Here is a 19,344-nt window from a genome sequence, read left to right as displayed (position 1 = left end):
CAGTGGGAACTGCAGTTTGCTATTCGTCTTCGAAACCGAAATTTGGCCCGAAGTTGAGTGTTTTCCAGTTCTCGCTGATTGCCCGTATCTCGTGGCTTTCAAACCCGCCGGGTTTATCTGCCTGAATATCTACGGTGATAGAGATATCTGCTCCGGCACGGTCCAGCAGGCTCAGAATTTCACGGCTAATGTCCAGGTACTGGCCGGAGTATTCATCAGAGTTGATTGTGACTGCGCCAAAATACCGAGTCTTTTTTGCAACAGCTGCAGGCTCGGGATGCGTGGCTGACCGGGTCGGAGTTTCTGCGCTGACGGAATGAGGTATCTCAGGGTTGTCTGGAGCATCAGCACTAGGGGCGGTGGTTTTTTCTTCTTTTTCTTTCTCTGCTTGCTGTTGTGCAATATCATCGCGCACTACCAGTGTGTGGTCGGTGACCGCGAGACTGGCATCAACAGGTGGGATGAGTAGATCGATATATCGGTTGTCAGCCTTTCCTGATGCGATAGCGAATCGCTCGTATGGATTAAGAGGGGTGTGGACAGCTTCTTCGATTGCACGGTCCAAGACTGCTCGGTTAGTTAAACGCGGCATGTATGGATAACGAGTGAAATAGCTCCACAGCTCTCCGATTGATAGCTCCCCCCTCTCATCGAAGATCGGGCGTAATGATCCTGTGAGGAGCATACCCAGTTGCGTGGCACCGAATTTGTTGATGAGCTGTTCCTCGCGGTTGAGTTGCTCACTTGCGCGTTCCGCCAAGTTTGCGTTGCCGGAACTGCTTGACCGTGTCACTTCTAACTCGAAATCTTGTTTGGGATCGAATTGCTCTGGAGTGAGTATCCAGTAGAAGGCATCGCGAAGTCGAGTGTGGACAATTTCGTTGTAGCGCTCAACATTTTGCGTAGTTTGCGTGGTTTGTTGAGCAGAAAGATTTAGTTCTGCGGCACGATCAGCGACGGATTTCCAGCCCATATACATCGCTGCAGCTTCCTCAAGTGCTTTGAGTTCTTGTTTGTCAGCAACAAGGAAGACCAAACTGTTTCTGTGGATTCGGGGGCTGCTGCCTTTATGAGTCAGTGCTTCTGACACCCACGCCTGTGTCTTAGTATCTTTTCCGTCGTTTTTACTGTGCGAATATTCCGGATGTGTGATTACCAAGCTGGCTTGTTCGTTATCACGAATTTCTCCAGTGGATTCAGGACAAATGTAGATGCGGTCGAATAAACCAGTATCCCTCTCGGAAGCGCGAAGGCGCACTATGATTTCGTTCCAGATCGTCGGTAGATCTTCACGCAGCTGGTCAGCGCGATCTTGTGCGGTTTTGCTGACTGATGGCTGAGTATCAAACCAATAGCTTCCACTATCCTCGTAGAAGTACATCGACCGCTGGCCAAGCTGTTCTAGCGCGTTGCCGTACTTGTTGAAGACATCTCCGGGGATGGCGGTGCCCAACCACAGATCTTTTTTGTCTAAGCCTTTTTGGTTGCTGCGTTGCCGGGGTGCTGCACCCACAAAAATCGTGCGGGCGAGACGTCGGGTGATATGCCGTTGTCCGAGGTCGGGGCGGTTTTGGTCGATTGTTGCTGCAGTCGAGCTGTCACCGTCGATATCGGTATCAATGATGGGTTTCCAGGAATCTTCAAGGTACTGCGTCAGGTCGGTGTTCACCGTCGCTGCGTCCAAAGGCACATTGCCTGGCATGATCATTGGAGAAGAATCTCCTGCTTTCCAGAGCTCGTGCACAATCGACGACACCAGCTTAAGAACTCCGCGAGTGCGTTGGAAGCGTTCGAGTGCAGACCAGTCTTCGTAGAGTCGGTCGAGCAGTTCTGGGTGCAATGGGTACGAAGCACGCAACCGGGATTCATAGCGGTCACCCGCAGATAGTACGTGTTGTGGGAATGCTGTTCCGTTGTCTTTGTACATCAGCCAGTACTTGCGTGCGGTACTGGCAATGGACTCCAGCTGTTGTGCATCCGGTTCTTTAAACAACCGCCGACGCACGATTTCGAATGATTCGTTTTTTGATGACGGACGCCATTGATCAGCGACCCTGCGGACCACATTTTGTAGGCGATCCAACGCTGCCTGTCCGTTTTTGCCACCGATTTCGAGTTCATTACCAGCACGATCTGCATCAGCAGTATCTGATGCCGGGATGGAAATTACTAGCATCGCGCCGGGAATCGTGCCGATTGTTTCGGTTAGTGTCTGGGCAAAAGAGAATTGAGTATCGAAGGTGCCAGCCGGTAATTGCCGTTCGGTTAGCAACTGGCGAGCGTAGGCGACCCACTCGTCAATCAAGATAATGGCGGGTGAGTGCTCTGCAATGATTTCTCGAAGAGTATTGCCAGGGTTCGTGCCAGCAATATCGTCGGCAGCGATCTTGGAATAGGCTTCTTTACCGCCAAGTTGCCAGGCAATTTCGCCCCACATTGTGTGAATTTTCGTGCCGTCGTCTTTGATGGATGCTGATCCAGGTTTGAGATATGTGCCGACGATAACGACACGATTGACGCCGAGGTTTTCTAACTCATTGATTCCGGCATTGTGAACTACTTCAGTTACGTGCTGAGGGAAGTGACTAGCTGGCGTGCCGCTGAGGATATGATAAAGAGCCAGCATCGAGTGAGTTTTTCCACCACCGAAATTGGTTTGCAGGTTGACCACAGCGCTGGCATTAGCATCGCCATTGACCCTGCGAAGCGTGCGAGACAAAAGGTCACTGAGACCTTCGGTGAGGTAAGTTCGTTCGAAGAATTCGGTAGGGTCGGTGTATTCGTTGCCTGCGATATTATTCGCGCTGGGATTTGCGACGGTGTAGAGGTCTGCCGCGAATTCTGATGCAGTGAAATCACCACGGGCTACATCATCATGCGGTTGGAGAACTTCTCGCCATGGTTTGGTATCCCCGCTACCAGTGACGTTTACCTGGCGGCTTTTTGCCCGTTTACGGGTTCTATCTTCAAAAACCGTGCGTTCGAGATCCACCCGCATTTTTTGGATGTCATCAGCTGAGTCGGTTGCATCAATGACGCGGAGTAATCGTTCCATGGTGTCCAGGGCACGGATGGTGTCCGCAGAACTGAGAGGTTCATTGTGGGCCCATAGATTGCGGGTCTCCCGTAGCTCGGATGCATAGCTTTGCTGTGATCTTGTAAGAACATCATTGAAATCCCGTCCGCGCTCAGTAATCATTTTCAGTTGGGTACTAGGATCGGTTTTTGCTAGTGGACGTGGCTCGGTCCCGTGTTTTTGTGCATAGTACCGGGCTTGTTGCTCGTTCCAGTCGGGCCCAAGTGCGCTTGTCATGGCCTCATCGACGACGTCAAAAAGCCCTTCGGCAAGTAGGTCGAATGCCCGGGTGAGCTTCTCTCTGTTATTAATAGCCATTTGGTTTCCTCAGAAGTTAATTGTGGTGTTTGGCGAATGGTTCTTAGAAATCGAGGGTGTCTTGTTGCCCAGCCCTGTCGTACACATGAGCTTGCGCAGGATCATATGCTCGTGCTTGGTGCATCAGATCGGGCCAGGCGCTTACTAATGCGTTAAATAAACCTGCATCTTTGGTGTCCTTTTTCTTTTCGGCTTCGTGGAAGAGCAAGAATGCGAGTTCTTTAATAGATTCTGGGCTAACCCTCTCAGAAATCGCTGGTAACCGCTTTGCTACTTCTTCGGCGCCACCGCTATATAGAACTGCGGCGAGACGCACCGTGGATTCCCATACACTGATATGCTCGTCGGTATTCGGATCCCAGTCCTCGTCGAGCGTTTGTGGTGAGAGAAGCCGAGCTTTTCCGCCTTTTGCTTCGAAAATCCCGCCACGCTCTAGTGACCCAAGGGTGGTGTTTGCAGCACGTGCCAGCTGGTCAGCGACCCCAGATTGGGCAGAAGTCCAGCCGTATTGGCGATACCACTTCACGGAGAAGCGCGTGTCAGGATCGAAATCGGATTCTTGCTCTCCAAGCACTGCATCCAACGTGGTGTTGATCAGGGAGAGTGCTTCGCGCACGGTCATATCAGTGCCATCAGCATTTCGTACGCTGGAGTATCGTGAAAAAATTGAGATGCCGGGGCCAATAGAAGCTTGAGCAAGGTCTACGGGCGCCACGTTTCCAGACATGAGGGCACGAAGAGCTGCTGGTAGATCAGATTTGAGCATACGAATAAAATCACGCCGGGTGATTGCATGCGAGGTTTCTGGTCGTGGGCGACAGGCTAGGACGATGGATGATGCCAGTGCGTTGGTGCCACTGGCAATCAGCCGGTTTTTCGTCTCAGTGTGCAGTGGCCACGTTGCGGTGATCTCCCAGCCGCTCGCTATGAGTCCATCGAGTAGAGTGTGCCAACCAGTTGATGCTGTGCCGTCATCTCGTGTGTCCTGCTGCTTATAGGCATAATAAACCGTCAGTGGCGGCGCTCCGGCAGCGGCCGTTTTCCGGATTCGTGCAAAGACAGAGTTGAATCCCTTGATAAAGAACTGCTCGGCACCCTGCTTGCCGTTATGACGATACGGGTTAGCGACTAGTTCTTCTTCTTTAGGAGTGAGCATGGTAGCAACGGTTTGGGGGTGGATATCCCTCAGTGAACGGCGTAGCCACACGTAAAAATAATCTGAAAGATCGGAGTATCCGATGTTGTCGTAATACGGGGGATCAGTGGAGATTACGAAATTCCCGTATTCTCGAGTAGCCGCATCTGCTTGAACTGCTTTACCCGAAGTACTTGTTGGCGCATGTTGTATGGATTTGGCGATGTACCCAAGCTGGCTCGAAAAGCTACCCGATGAATCTGACAAAGGATTAGCTTCTGCAAAATCCCACACCATGGGTAGTGCCTGACGGCCGAAAGCATTTCTAATGGCAGAGCGGGATGAATCCCACGATGCTAGAGATGAATTCCGGTCAGTGGTGCGGCTGACCGCGAATCCAAGGAGCGTAGCGACCGCATCCGCGTAGGCTTCAGCTCCAGACCCGTCATTTTCAAGGCGAGCTCCGTCTGTGAATCCCGCAGCACGCGCGTCGGACAGAACTTTGTCGCGGACTTCAGAAACAAGATCACTGAGCGTCGTCAGCGCAGTGAGCTGGCGATTGGTGAATAAGTCGGCCCAAAGTTCAAATCCATAGGCCTGAACACGGAAACTCGGTGCGACTTTAGGAAGTAGCGCAGTTGGAGTAGAAGTTGGCACCGGTAAATCTGACGCATATAGGTGATTACCGGAGGGCGAAGAATAAAACCGGCCTCTCCCCCCCCCATCAGCTACGACGGCAATCAGATGCTCGCCCATTCTTCCCGCACGAGCTTCTGACCGAATATATTTATAGTCCAACGGGGTGCCATCGGCTATAGAGATACCACCCCGACGGCCGATCGTCCCGGCATCGTCGTCTGTTGGTCCTTCGGCATCATTATGGACGGTGTAGTGAACTTCGCCGTTGACTACTTTCGCCTCGACCCACGCCTCCTTGCCTTTTTTCTTGCTCAGCCACCACGAACGGACCAGCGGAACTTCAATAGGATTGGCAGGGTTCGGGTTGGTTACAGTGCGTGCCCAAATCCATGCAATGACTGTGTGCTCGACACCGTCATCATCCTTAATAGTCGGATACAAATGTCCAATACGTTCGCGAGCCTTCTCCAGCATCCACTGGCCATACAGTTCTACGTCTTTTGCAAGACCTGCGGCTCGTTCCCAGCCTTGGGAACGTAATTTTTCGAAGCTGCCGTCGCTTGAGCCATCGTCTGGTTGGAATACGGGAGCCTGTCCTGCGAATTTCGGAGGGATTTCAATCAGTGCTTTATTAATGAGCACCGCGACGGGGTTGAGATCGCTAGCGTGGGCATCTAAGCCAAGGCGTTGCGCCTCTAGAGGGATGGAGCCACCACCGGCGAATGGGTCGAGAACCGCAGGTAGCTCGCCATTGTTTGAATTGCGGATTTCCTGCTGGGCCTGTTTCAATAGGTCTTCGTCGTTGGAATTTTCCCAAATAACAAGGCGTTCCATTAATGCATGTAAACGTCGGCGTTCGATTTCTTGCTCTTCAACAGTGGGAAATTTATCTGGATGTGAAGAAGGGTCGTCGACAAGCTGTGCGAACAATACCGCACGTGATGTAGCCAGTGGGCGCCGAGCCCAGTACAGGTGCAGCGTTGAAGGGTGTCCGTGCCGAATAGACTTCTCGCGGGAAGCCTGCTCATTAATCGCATCTAGAGGTAGAGAGACTTCGATGAGCTTCTTTTTTGGGGCAGCAGACGTCACGGTGGATCCTCCAAATGGCGGTATTTCTTTCAAAATTCAGGGTACATAGGCTTAATTATTTAACGGTGCACCACCCCGACTCCAGTACTGACCCCACATCTCGTTCTGGGATTCTGTGGAATCAGATGGATCCAGATGGGAAAATGCATTGTTGATATAAACGATACGGTCGCGATCTGGTCCATCAGGAGATACCTCAACCAGAGCCAAAATATGATCTGCAGGGTGGGTACGTGCAAACAGAATCTCATTTCGCGTAATAGTGAAACTCCGAGAACCAGCGATACGTCCTTTCACCTCAATGTATCGCAATTTTCCAGCTGGATTGCGGGATTGGATGTCGTAGCCAGGGTTATTAAATGCCATTTCTTCTGGCGTGTTTCCTCGGCGTCGTTCAGTATCTAGAACGAGGTCAACCGCACGGCGCTCTACTTCCTTTGTATTCTTGGCGTAACGCGTGCGTGATTCTCCATCTGAACTCTCTGCCGAACGGTGCGCCAAGAATGCTGATGGAATCACGAGTGCCTTTGCCCGAACCCGAGGTGGGGTTATCGCTAAACGCTCGAAGCCTGCAAGCTCTGAAACTCGCTTATGCATACGCTGGTTTAAATCTTTCGCTTTCGCCCGGGCGTCTGCTGACTTGATACGACCGTATTTTCCATCTCGTTCTTTTAGCTCTAATTCTGCAGAAGTCTGATTCCAATGGACGATTTCTTGCTTCAGACGTTTCTTAATTTCAGCAGCCGCTTTCTCCGCTGTGTACTTACGGATAGCTGACAATCGCGTCTTCTTGTCTTTCAGCTGGTGCGAAAGGGTGTGGGCCTGGACATCTTTTGAGTAGTTGCCCTGGGGTCGTGCTGCAGATGGGACTTGTTTAATTAGTTCGAGTTCAGAAGCCCGGGGTGCATCGAGTTCTAAGAAAACAGGGCTATCGGAGGACTCAAAACGAAGATGTCTGCGTGCTTTGTGACCAGCGGGCAAAGAACATTGACAGTCGGCATCTGGCTCAGAAACCAAGACGTAATCAAAATAATGCGCGACAGTATCTTTGTGGGCATCCTGCGTGGTAATTCTTTGCTCGACCACGTGCAGAATTGCAGGATAATCCAACTGGTCGTCGCGGTTGTCAATCAGTATCGTTCCCTGGGAAAGATCACCGTGAAACTTCTCTATGATCAGTTCACTGGTTGCCTCTAATAATGGATGCCCAGGGGCAATGAGCTCGGCAGCAGGGAGAATCCGTCCTTCGGATATCGGGCGGAGGTGCTGCTGATCGAATGTGATGCGTTCGTAGCGTCGCGAAATCGGCTGTCTATGGTGGGATTGTCTAGCCTGGGTGATTACAATTGAAGGCACTCTCGTGATTTCCCAACGTCCGGTTTCTCGTTTCCGGATTTGGCCACCAAGCTCTGAAAAAGCTTGTATGAAAAAAGCCTCAATATAGCCCGGCTGCAAGCGGCGTGCTTGTGCTTTTTCCATTTCAACGCGGGCTTCTTCGAGGGTGGCTGTAGCACTCATACTTGGGTCAAGCGCGTTAGTGGACATGAGTTCTTCGATGCCATTACGGACAGAATCGTCGATAACTTGATCCAGTTTGGCTTTGACCTCTGGCTGGTCACCGTATCGGATTGCGTCGAGTAGCAGTTCACGCAATGGTTTGTCGGCAAATGCAGCACCATCACCTAAAACATTGAATAGCTTGCCGCTATACGCTTCTCCCATCTGCTGGATTTTTGCTAGTAGGCGCTCAAAAACTTCGCCTTCCCGAGTGCCAGTCGCGATCATATTCCACAGATGGCAAACTTCTTGTTGGCCGATACGGTGTATGCGGCCGAAACGTTGTTCAATGCGGTTGGGGTTCCATGGCAGGTCGTAATTCACCATCAAATGTGCACGTTGCAGGTTGAGGCCTTCGCCAGCAGCATCAGTAGCAAGCAAGACAATGCACGATGGGTCATGCGTGAAATCCTCCCGAATTTGCTTGCGTTCGTGCCTCGAGATTCCACCGTGGATGGTGAGGACTGCATTGTCAGAACGGAAAAGCTTCGTGATCTTGTTGTGGAGGTAATCTAATGTGTCTTTGTGTTCGGTGAAGACGATGATCTTACGGATCTCACCATCTGTTTTGCGCAGAATTTCGTCATTAAGAATTCCTTTCAGGTGCACCCATTTTTGATCATTTCCCGCGCGATGCACACGATCCGCGAGATGAATTAGCTGTTCAATATGACTGATTTCAGCTTGTAGCTCAGGAACAGTGCGTGCTGCAGTCGCTGAATCAACAACTGTGTCTACTTCAGCTTCTAGTTCGGTGAGTTCTTCGGCAGTTACGTCCGGATCATCCCAAAGTGACAGGCGATGTGAGTGATTTATCTTGGCCCAGTGAGGAATTTGGGTACCCGCAATTTGGTTCATTTCGCTTAAGCTCTCTTGGAGCCGGGCATGTCTGCGTTGCAGAGAACTCAAAATAGCATTTGGGCTCGAGGCAAGCCGACGCTGCAGTACAGTCAGTGCAAATCCAACCGTATTCCCCCTTTTTTGTTCATTCATTCGTGCCGCACGATTCATTTCTTTTCGCACGTAATGGGTGACTTCGTCGTAAAGCTTATGCTCCAAAGGGCTAAGACTGTAACTAACGGTGTATGCGTGACGCTCAGGGAAGAGTGGTTTCCCGTCGAAAGTAAGCAACTCTTCTTTGACCATGCGTCGCATCAGTCCGCTGGTGCTCGCAACCGAGTTGTTACGAGCCGGGCCTTCGAATTGATCCCGATCTAATAAGGACATAAACGCCTGAAAGTTATCGTTGTTCCCGGAATGCGGTGTTGCCGTCATCAAAAGGAAATTATGCGCGGTATTGGACAAGATACGGCCAAGACGGAAGCGCTTGGTCTCATCCGTTTGCCCCGACCAGATGTTATACGTTGCAGACATCCTATGGGCTTCGTCGACGATCGCGATATCCCAGTACGTGGATTTGAGTTGCTCAGTTAGCTCTTCATTGCGCGCTAACTGATCCATGCGTGCAATTAAGTATGGATGGTCATCGAAGGGGTTTTCACTGGTTGCAGTGTCAGCAACCTGAGGGTTAAAAACGGCGAAGTCAAGGTTGAATTTGTCCTTTAATTCTTCACACCATTGTTCAACCAGGCCCCCTGGAGCAACGATGATTGCACGATCGCAATTAGACCGTAGAATCATTTCTTTAAGGTACAGACCAGCCATGATGGTTTTGCCCGCGCCGGGGTCATCAGCGAGCAGAAAGCGCAGAGGGACTTTAGGGAGTAGATCTTGATACACCGCACGTATTTGGTGGGGCAGGGGGTCAACCGTTGAACTATGCACAGCTGTCATAGGGTCATACAGAGCTGCGTTTTGAATACGCAATGCTTCGAGTGACAGCAAAAAGCCTCTCGCATCCCCGTCAAACTGATTGCTTGGAGAGCCCTCGGGCATCAACTGCCACTGGCGAATGTCTGTGTCCGTGACAATTTCTTCGTGGAGGGTACCGGTGTCATCGGTATAGATAACTTCTGCGGCATCGCCGATCAGGCTCATGCTTTTCAGCGTGACTAGCTGGCCTGTGAGCACATTGTTGAAACGCTGTCCTGGTTTCAGGTCCGAAATCGTTGAAACTTCGTTGTGCATCTAAGTCTCCTGGCGGCAGAGGATAGTAAGTGTGAATCTGGCGTAACGCACGGTGGTTAATTAAACGTCAGTATAGGGGTTCCAAGACAGGTATCGATCTGGAAATCGCTAAATAGATATAGTGCGCTTACTTGTCTCTGGCAGTCTTCGTTCAGCTAGTCGTCGGCACGATCGATTCCCGGCTACGGTAGTGGAATGCAATATATCGTCGCCGCTTATGTGCTGTGGGGTGTGTTTCCCGCGTTCTTCCCACTGTTGGATCCTGCCAGCCCGCTCGAGATTCTGGCGCACCGCATCATCTGGACTGCGGTGTTGATGGTGGGAATTTTGCTGGTGACCGGCCGGTGGCGCGAAATCTATGAGGTGCGCGCGGCTACCTGGTGGCGTTTGGCTGCTGCTGGCGTGGTGATCACCGTGAATTGGGGTACTTATGTCTTGGCGGTGATGAATGATCACGTGGCTGATGCCTCACTGGGCTACTACATGAACCCGTTGGTATCAGTGGCGCTTGGCGTGTTGATTTTGCGCGAGCACCTACGCCGCTGGCAGATGGTGGCAGTGGCTATCGCGGCCGTAGCCGTGGTGTATCTGACGTTCCTGAGCGGCCAGCCACCAGTGATCGCGCTGGCGTTGGCATTCAGCTTTGGTACCTATGGCCTGCTGAAAAAGAAAGTAGCCGTGTCCGCGTTTTTCTCCGTCGGGGCAGAAACGATGATCATGCTGCCATTTGCGCTGGGCTATGTGGCATATATCAGCGTGAACCCAGAGCAACAATCCACTTTCGCCAGTGAAGGCTGGGGACACACCCTGCTGATGATGTCGTGTGGTCTGGTCACCGCCACCCCGCTGCTGTTTTATGCCCGCGGTGCGCACATGCTGCCGCTGTCGACGATCGGCATGCTGCAGTACCTTACCCCGACGATTCTGATGTTGTGGGCGCTGTTTATCACGCAAGAACCGATGTCGCAGCAGCGCTGGATCGGCTTCATCATCATTTGGGTCGCGGTGGCGGTGTATGTCGCTGACTTGGTGCGGATGCGTCGGCACAGCAGGCGGGAGCAGCGCCGACAAACGGTATCATTTGCGGGAACCGGCCAGCGTGGCGGCAGCCCGCCAACCGAACATGAACAGTGCGGACGTCGCACTGGCGACCAACACGAATGACCAGTGCGGCACCGCCCCATTACGTAACGCCCAGATGACCAGCCCGACGATGACGGTGCACAACCACACGATGGCCGCCCCGCGGCCGTTGCTCGCACCGCTAACCATCGTCAGCGCCGTCGCGCGGGAAAGCAATAACCAGCCGAGCCCCAGCCCAATAAGGAATGGCCACAGCGTGGATAACCAGCCCACGAAAGACAGTGGCATGTCCGCAGACTGGTGGGCAAAACGTGCAAGTAAGGCGAAAACTGCCAGTGCGATGGCATCGAAGATGATCGGACGGGCAGATGTGTGGCGGGTAGATGTCGACATGCCAGTTATTTTACGTCGCTGGTCTCTTCCGAATCAGTCTGGCGCAGCGCCGCATAGGACATACCCTTGCGTGCGTAGTAGGCGAAGTAGATGACCCAGCCGATTGCGCTGTAGAAAACAAAGGTGATCAGCCGGTAGACCAACACCGTGCCAGTGGCATCGACGGCCGTCATGCCGGTGGCCACTAGCGCGGTGATAATCGCGATTTCCACGGTGCCGACGCCCGCCGGGGTGATTTGCGCGGAACCCGCCAGTTTGGCGGTAATAAACGCGACGCTAATGCCCATGATGGTGGTGTGGTCGTCGGCAGGCCAGAAAGAAGGCATATTACCGGTCACGGCCCAGGCACAGGCCCACAGAGCAACGGCGTCGAAGGCTCGGTTGAAAAACGCCATCAACGTCACCCAGGAAAATTGGCCCAAGTTCAACGAAACTTGGTCGAGCTTGTTAATGTGTTTGACCAGCTTGTCAGTCTTTTTCCACGGCAGGTTTTTAATCCACCGTTCCACGGTCCGGGTATTGCAGGAAGCCCAGTACAGGCCGCCGCACAGACCCAACATCAACGCCAGGGATACTACTAATGACCACAACGCCACATCCGCGCCCCAGAAAAATACGCCGGTAAAACCGATTAATACGACCCAGAGCGTGGAAATCGCAGAAGAGAGCACAAAAAACCAGCCACACAGCACCACGGAAGCCCCCCAAGCGCGCTGCACTTTATACGTAAGGATAGCGGCGAACGCAGGACCGCCGGGAAGCGTCGTCGACCAGGCATTGGAGGCCAAGACAATGTTGTTGCATTCTTTGAACGAGACAGGCACACCACCGGCGACAAACAATTTGCGCATCACCTCGGCCATTGCCAATAGCGAAAACGCAAAGGTGATAAACACGACGACGATGGGCCAAGGTTGCGCGTGATGAAGGGTACGGAAGCCATCGCTCAAGAAATCTAGCTCGTCACGGAAGAAAATCCCCATGACGACGAGTACTGCTAGGGGCAGCATCCACCGCAGCCATTTGCCTACTGTGCTCTTCATCGTTGCGGCCCCGTCTACTTGTCGTTTTCTAGGCGCTTCATGAGCTCCGAGAACGGAATCAGGTCGCTGTCTTGGTCGGTGGTGCGTCCGCTGCGAATGGCTTTGGTATCGGCGACGACTTCCGACTCATGCAGTTCGCGAGGTTCATCCAGCTCGTACTGTTCCTCGTACTGCTCATGGTCGCCGTCCGGGGCAAGGTTGTTTTCCGAGGCAAGGTCGTACTGTTCATGGTCACCGTCCGGGGCAAGATCACCCTCCGGACCGGAAGCATCCGCCATCCGCCCAGCCGGGACCACGGTTTCTTCGTATGCGCCGTGCCCCATGCGTTCATAAATTCGGTGCACGAAGGCCGGTGCCCACCAGTTGTCTTCGCGCAGCAGGTGCATCACGGCTGGTACGAGGAACATGCGCACGATAGTGGCATCCAGGAAGAGCGCGAAGATCATGCCGAAGGCGATGTATTTCATCATCACGATATCGGAGAATCCGAACGCGCCAGCCACCACAATCATGATCAGCGCGGCGGCCGTAATGATGTGGCCGGTGTGCGCGGTGCCGTAGTTGATGGCGTCGTCGGTTGAAGCTCCACGCTTGCGGGCTTCCACCATGCGCGAGACCAAAAAGACCTCGTAGTCCGTCGACAAGCCATAAATGATGGCGATGATCAGCACCAGGATTGGGCTCATCAGTGGGCCCGGCGAGAAATCCAGCAGTCCGGAACCGGCGCCGAGGACAAACATGCCGGTCAAAATACCCAGGGTGGCGCCTAAGGTCAGCACCGTCATGATGATGGCTTTTGCCGGGATGATCAGCGAGCCGAACACCGCGGCCATCAGCAAGAACGTGGCGACAATAACGTACAGCGCCATCCACGGCAGCTTTTCAAAGAGTGCTTCGAGTGATTCGACTTCCATCGCCGGGGTGCCGCCGACATAAAGTTCCACGCCTTCCGGTGCCTCAATTGCGCGGAGTTGTTCGATGACTCCGGCGTTATCTTCGCGGTCTGCAATACCGGCGCTCAACACAGTGGTGCCGTCTATGGTTTGGCTGGATGGCGCCATGGGGGAGGTCAGCCCTTCGATCTCACGGGCTTGCAAGACGACGTCGACAAGCTGCTGGTTATCGGCCCCCTTGACTACAAGTTTGATGGGCTCGGTGCGGTGTTCCGGGAATTCCTCGTTGAAACGATCCTGTGCCTGGCGGGTTTCGTGACTCGGTGGCAGGTAGGTTTCGTTGACGCCGCCGAAGCTGACACCCAACAGCGGGATGGTCAGTGCGAGCAGCAGGGCGGTGATGCCGACGGTGAACCAGCGGGCTTTGCTCATGGCCCAGCGTGGCACGCGGTACCAGAAGGTTTCCTCGATTGGGCGGGAGCGTTTGGTCTTGCGTACCGTCCATTTGTCGATGTTGTGGCCGAGCATGCCGAAAATTGCTGGCAGCACCGTCACAGAGAGCAGTGCTGCGAGGCCGACGGCGGAAATCGCGCCATAAGCCACGGATTTCAAGAACGCCTGCGGGAAAATCAGCAGGCTGGAAATGGCCACGGCCACCATGAGTGCGGAAAAGACCACCGTTTGCCCAGCGGTGGCGGTGGTGATTGCGACAGCTGTGCGGGTATCGCGGCCTTTATCTAGTTCCTCACGGAAACGCGAGACCATAAATAGCCCGTAGTCGATGGCCAGGCCTAGGCCCAGCAAGGTGACGACGGCCTGCGAAAACACGTTGACCTGGATGAACCCGGCCAATACCGAGAGAATGCCGATGGAGCCCATGATCGACAGCGCGCCGACGATCAACGGCATAAACGCGGCGATCACGGAACCGAAGACGAACAGCAATAGCAAGCCCACCAGCGGTAATGCTGCGCGTTCGGCAACCGAGATATCGTGCGCCATGCCGTCGTCCAAAGCATCAGCAACGGCGGTGGCTCCGGCAACCTCGATATCTAGGCCCTGGGCGGTGTCGGCACCGGTGAGATCATCCTGGATGGTGCGGAAATCACGCAAGGTCTGCTCGTCGTCACCTGCTAAACCGATGGCCGCGAACGCTACCGAGCCGTCGTCGGACAGCAAGTTTGGATTGCGCGTATCGAAATAGCTGGTGACTTGCGCGATCTGGTCTGGGTACTGTTCTTGCAGGTAATTCAGGTGGGCGCGCGCAGCCTCTAAGTTTTCTTGCGGGTTGTCGAACAGCAAGATGACATCGCCGTTGCGGTCCCGCCCGAAGGTCTCGGCCTCAATCTCCGCGGCTGTGGTGGAAGCCGCGCGGGGGTCTTCCCACCCCTCCTGGCTGAGGCGATCGTCGAGCTTGGTGCCAAAAACCGCGAAGACCACGGCGATAGCCGCGATGATCAGCAGTGGAATGATCCTGCGATGGGCATAGGAAAACTGCCCCCACCTGAAAAACATGCCGGTTCCTAACGGTTAGACAATAGTGACGACAGCGGGCGGAAGGGTGCCAACCAGGCGCCTTCTTCCGGCAGCGCATCCAGACTAACCCGCGGCAGTGGTTCGAGGAAGACCCCCTCGATATCTTCCAGGTCTACAAAACCGATATCTTCGTGGCTCACCGCCCACGAGCAGTGCTCCTGGAAACCCAGCACGGTGGCGGGAATGCCGGCATTGATGAGTTCTTCGAGCAGTCCCTGGAAGTTTTGGCCGTCGGCAGAGGCGACGACGATCTCGCTTAAGTTGCCTTCCTCGAACCGTTGCCGGATGTGGGCGACCATGTCTGGGTCCACATCAGATTCTTCGGTGATTTTTGGTTTTGCGAATACGGCATAGCCGACGTTGCGCAGTGCTTCTACCCATGGGCGAATGACTTCCGCGCCACCGGGTGAGACATTGGTGAACACGCAGGCTTCTGGGGTGAGGTTTTCTTCTTCAGAGATTTCCAGAATCCAGCGGCCGATGGCGTCGAAACGCGGGCGGGAATTAGCGGTGGGGCGGCCACCCAGGATGGAGCCCAGCCCCATGTCCAGGTTTGGTGCGTCCCAGATCATCAGCAGAGTGTTGTTGTGCGCTGAACTAGTGGGCGCAGAGTGATTCTGCGCGGTGTGTGCGGTATGTGCGTCCATATTTTTGGTGTATCCAGTATTTCTCGTATTTTTTCGGGTTTTATGCGGCCGCGGGGTGTGCAGCCGTACGTGCTGTACGTGCTGTACGGCTGCTATGGGTCCTGCGGGCGTTTCTGCCTAGCGCTTCACCCACAAGTATTCATTAATAATGTGGTCTTTTTCTAGGCCTTTGCCTTCGAATTTGGTGATCAGTTGGCGGTCGGTCAGCTGCGGGCATTCCGGCCACGGCCAGCCTTTGTATTCTAGTTGCGGTTCGACCTCGACCAACTCGTTAATCCATTCGGCATAGTCCGCGTGGTCGGTGGCCACGTGCAGTACTCCGCCGGGTTTGAGGCGGGAGGCAAACAGGTTCAACGGCCCGGATTGAATGATGCGGCGCTTGTGGTGCTTGGCTTTCGGCCATGGGTCCGGGAAGAACACGCGGATGCCATCGAGGGATTCTGGGGCGAACATGCGCATGAGTACTTCCATGCCGTCGCCGCGGATCATGCGGATATTCGGGATGTCTTCGCGTACTACCTGCCCAAGTAGCTTCGCCAGGCCGGGCTTGTACAACTCGACGGCAATAACATTGGTATCTGCTTCTTTTGGTGCCATCGCCGCGGTTGAAGTACCTGTGCCGGAGCCGATTTCCACGATCGTGGGGGCGCCGCTGCGGCCAAACCACTTGTCGACGTCGACGCGTTCGTCGGCAAGCATCGTGCCGAGTTCTGGCCAGTGCTTTTCGAAGGTCGCCAGCTGGTTATCGCTGAGCGAGCCGCGGCGAAAAGTTACGGTGCCTAGCCGCGGGTAATCGAGATCATTGTTGAAAACCTCATTGAAATTGGTTTGTGGGGGCCGACCGGCAGGAAATTCGCCGATGCCGCGGGAGTGTTCGGTGTTGCTGGTAGTGCCGGGAGTATCGGCGTTGTCGGTATTTGCTGTATTCAAATCAGTATTCACAGTATTCTCGATATTCTTGGAATTCTCAGTTTTCATAGTGCTATTCATTATTGTCTATTGTTCCCTGTCAAAAACGGTAGAACAATTCGGGTCTGTCACTGTGATTAAGGGGATTCTCGGGGCGTCTGCACCCAAGGGTTAATACCCCTACATGGGGGTGGCAAGTGCACATTTCGCAGAATCAAAATGTGGATAAGCAGGGGTAGTGGCAGTACGTGCATACACGCTTATACGTGGTTATTACCTTTCACCCCTGGTAGTCGCTACCCTGGGGCATGTCCAACCTGCTGTAGTGACCGATCAGGAGTCTAAATGAGCGCCCCAATCACGGGACTTGTTGGTGAAGCGCCAACGCAGAACAAAGAATTGATCAACTGGATCAACGACGCCGTTGCTATGTTCCAACCAGAAGACGTTGTGTTCGTCGATGGTTCGCAACAAGAATGGGATCGGCTTGCAGGCGAACTTGTCGACGCAGGAACCCTCATCAAGCTCAATGAGGAAAAGCGTCCAAACAGCTACCTAGCACGCTCCAACCCATCGGACGTTGCTCGTGTGGAATCGCGCACTTTCATCTGCACGGAAGACCAGGAAGGTGCCGGCCCAACCAATAACTGGGCCCCGCCGCAGGCCATGAAAGAGGAAATGGTCGACGTTTATACCGGCGCAATGAAAGGCCGCCGCATGTACGTCGTTCCTTTTTGCATGGGTCCGATCAATGATCCGGATCCAAAACTGGGCATCCAGCTGACGGACTCGGCGTACGTCGTCATGTCCATGCGCATCATGACCCGCATGGGCACGGAAGTCCTGGATAAGCTTGGCGACGAAGGCTCCTTCGTGCGCTGCTTACACTCCGTGGGTGCCCCGCTGGAACCAGGCGAGGAAGATGTTGCCTGGCCATGCAATGAAACCAAGTACATCACCCAGTTCCCGGAGAGCAAAGAAATCTGGTCCTACGGCTCCGGCTACGGTGGCAACGCCATTTTGGCGAAGAAGTGCTACGCGCTGCGCATCGCTTCGGTTATGGCGAAAGAAGAAGGCTGGATGGCTGAGCACATGCTCATCCTGAAGCTGACCAGCCCAGAAGGTAAAAACTACAACGTTGCCGCCGCCTTCCCATCCGCTTGTGGCAAGACCAACCTGGCCATGATCACCCCAACTCTGGATGGCTGGTCCGCAGAGGTAGTCGGTGACGATATCGCGTGGATGCACCTGCGCGAAGATGGTCTGTATGCCGTGAACCCAGAAAACGGCTTCTTCGGCGTCGCGCCGGGCACCAACTATGCATCCAACCCTATTGCGATGCGCACTATCGAACCAGGCAATACCCTGTTCACTAACGTTGCGCTGACCGACGACGGCGACGTCTGGTGGGAAGGCATGGATGGGGAAGCCCCAGAGCACCTGATTGACTGGAAGGGTAATGACTGGACCCCGGATTCTGCGGAGAAGGCTGCGCACCCGAACTCCCGTTACTGCGTGCCAATTTCCCAGTGCCCTGTCGCTGCCCCGGAATACGACGACTGGCACGGTGTGAAGATCGACGCCATCCTGTTCGGTGGACGTCGTGCCGACACCATCCCGCTGGTTACCGAGGCTTTCGATTGGGAACACGGCACCATGATCGGTTCGCTGCTGGCTTCCGGCCAGACTGCCGCTGCCGAGGGAACCGTCGGTGCGCTGCGCCACGACCCAATGGCGATGTTGCCGTTCATGGGCTACAACGCTGGTGAATACCTGCAGCACTGGATTGACATGGGTAAGAAGGGCGGCGACCTGATGCCGTCGATCTTCCTGGTTAACTGGTTCCGCAAGAACGACGACGGCAAGATTATCTGGCCTGGCTTCGGTGAAAATTCCCGCGTATTGAAGTGGATCACCGAGCGTGTCGACGGCAAGGTCGGCGCAGAAAAGACCATCGTGGGTAACACCGCGCGTGCCGAGGACTTGGACCTGACCGGTTTGGAGACCAGCCTGGATGAGGTTAAAGAGGCCCTGGCTGTGGACCCGGCAGAGTGGTCCAGCGATGTCGACGATAACGCTGAGTACCTCAACTTCTTGGGCTCACGGGTCCCGGATGAGGTTTTGGAGCAGTTTGAGGCCTTGAAGTCGCGTATTGAGGAAGCTTCTGCAGCGAAGTAAATCTGGCATTCTGCTCTGTTGCCTGCCTAGGGCTAGAGCAGGGAAGCGCTGAGATAAGGCTTCCTGCCTGGGGCCTGGTGTTTGAGCGCAAACGGAAAGATTATTCCGTTTGCGCTTTTTTGCATGCGAAAACTGCGTGCTGAAGAACGTTATCGGAAGGATCTTTCCGTCCTGATGTCCGGCCCTCGGCTTGGAGCTGGACATTCGGTAATGGAAAGTCTGAAACGAGGAGGTAAACAATGCTTATGTCTAGCTTGATGAAGGGAATAGCTAGTGCCAGTATTTTTTCGCTTGCTGGGTTTGTTTTAGGATTCTTCGACCATATTTGGCTGAGTGCTCTGATGATCTTGGTAACTATGCTGATATCTTTCTGGTTGCGCTTGAAGATTTTACGCAATGAAATGCATTCCCATATTGTCCTGGGAGTGTCAGTAGCGAGCGCTATTTCGGTGTTATTTTCGTGGCGTATATCTTCCGACGATCGGGCAGGCTTAGTTTTTGGTCTGGTGGTAATTACAGCGCTGTGGGCCGGTGCTTATCTTCTGTTGCGGCGTGCCGGTGCCCTGCGCGGTGCTGAACACCTTATAAACGTCAAGTAAACATAAACGGTAGGATCTTTCCGGTCTTATGTCTGAAGTGTTCCGTTTGAGTAGATCGAAAATCTGGAACAGACACTCTCGGCTAAACAGCGTGGCGATACCCGGATTGTAGGGTTATTCGAGCAAAAGCAAAAGGTCACGAATCAAGAAGCTGGATTTCG

The 19,344-nt window shown here is 53.9% G+C and carries 11 protein-coding genes; 3 read left to right on the top strand and 8 right to left on the bottom strand.

Going from position 1 to position 19,344, the window contains the following annotated elements:
* Nucleotides 1–19: 19 nt before the first annotated feature.
* From L9H78_RS09595 to L9H78_RS09585, 3 genes are read right to left on the bottom strand one after another with little or no spacing between them, the layout of a single operon-like run.
* Complete coding sequence (locus L9H78_RS09595) at nt 20–3,394, bottom strand: DUF499 family protein (protein ID WP_249619951.1); 3,375 nt, start codon at nt 3,392–3,394, stop codon at nt 20–22.
* 43 nt (nt 3,395–3,437) lie between these two features.
* The gene (locus L9H78_RS09590; RefSeq protein WP_249619950.1) at nt 3,438–6,257 is read right to left on the bottom strand and encodes a DUF1156 domain-containing protein; all 2,820 of its coding nucleotides are present in this window, start codon (nt 6,255–6,257) and stop codon (nt 3,438–3,440) included.
* 51 nt (nt 6,258–6,308) lie between these two features.
* Nucleotides 6,309–9,902: a helicase-related protein gene (locus tag L9H78_RS09585; protein WP_249619949.1), complete on the bottom strand. Its 3,594-nt coding sequence runs from the start codon at nt 9,900–9,902 to the stop codon at nt 6,309–6,311.
* Nucleotides 9,903–10,097: 195 nt separating this feature from the next.
* On the opposite strand from L9H78_RS09585, the gene rarD reads away from it, so the two are divergent.
* The gene (rarD, locus tag L9H78_RS09580; protein WP_249617805.1) at nt 10,098–11,066 is read left to right on the top strand and encodes an EamA family transporter RarD; all 969 of its coding nucleotides are present in this window, start codon (nt 10,098–10,100) and stop codon (nt 11,064–11,066) included.
* Here the strand turns inward: rarD and L9H78_RS09575 are convergent.
* The 5 genes from L9H78_RS09575 to trmB form a co-directional block, all read right to left on the bottom strand.
* On the bottom strand, nt 10,980–11,378 hold the full coding sequence (locus tag L9H78_RS09575) for a DUF3054 domain-containing protein (RefSeq protein WP_249617804.1): 399 nt from the start codon (nt 11,376–11,378) through the stop codon (nt 10,980–10,982). The genes rarD and L9H78_RS09575 overlap by 87 nt on opposite strands.
* Nucleotides 11,379–11,383: 5 nt before the next feature.
* Nucleotides 11,384–12,421, bottom strand: coding sequence for a lysylphosphatidylglycerol synthase transmembrane domain-containing protein (locus L9H78_RS09570; RefSeq protein WP_249617803.1), 1,038 nt, complete (start codon nt 12,419–12,421; stop codon nt 11,384–11,386).
* 14 nt (nt 12,422–12,435) lie between these two features.
* The gene (locus tag L9H78_RS09565; RefSeq protein WP_249617802.1) at nt 12,436–14,829 is read right to left on the bottom strand and encodes an MMPL family transporter; all 2,394 of its coding nucleotides are present in this window, start codon (nt 14,827–14,829) and stop codon (nt 12,436–12,438) included.
* Between the two features lie 8 nt (nt 14,830–14,837).
* A complete protein-coding gene (locus L9H78_RS09560) occupies nt 14,838–15,497 on the bottom strand; it encodes an NYN domain-containing protein (RefSeq protein WP_249617801.1) in 660 nt (219 codons plus the stop codon).
* Nucleotides 15,498–15,614: 117 nt separating this feature from the next.
* Complete coding sequence (gene trmB / locus L9H78_RS09555) at nt 15,615–16,475, bottom strand: tRNA (guanosine(46)-N7)-methyltransferase TrmB (protein ID WP_249617800.1); 861 nt, start codon at nt 16,473–16,475, stop codon at nt 15,615–15,617.
* A 276-nt stretch (nt 16,476–16,751) separates the two neighbouring features.
* Here trmB and L9H78_RS09550 point away from each other — a divergent pair, with 276 nt between their 5' ends.
* Both L9H78_RS09550 and L9H78_RS09545 read left to right on the top strand, forming a co-directional pair.
* Entirely contained in the window at nt 16,752–18,584 is a 1,833-nt protein-coding gene (locus L9H78_RS09550; protein ID WP_249617799.1) for a phosphoenolpyruvate carboxykinase (GTP), read from the top strand.
* 245 nt (nt 18,585–18,829) lie between these two features.
* Nucleotides 18,830–19,183: a hypothetical protein gene (locus tag L9H78_RS09545; protein ID WP_249617798.1), complete on the top strand. Its 354-nt coding sequence runs from the start codon at nt 18,830–18,832 to the stop codon at nt 19,181–19,183.
* The last annotated feature ends 161 nt before the right edge of the window (nt 19,184–19,344 follow it).

Origin of the sequence: Corynebacterium pseudodiphtheriticum (assembly GCF_023509295.1) — a bacterium.
Classification (GTDB): Bacteria; Actinomycetota; Actinomycetes; order Mycobacteriales; family Mycobacteriaceae; genus Corynebacterium; species Corynebacterium pseudodiphtheriticum.
This window is presented reverse-complemented; position numbering and strand designations above follow the sequence as displayed.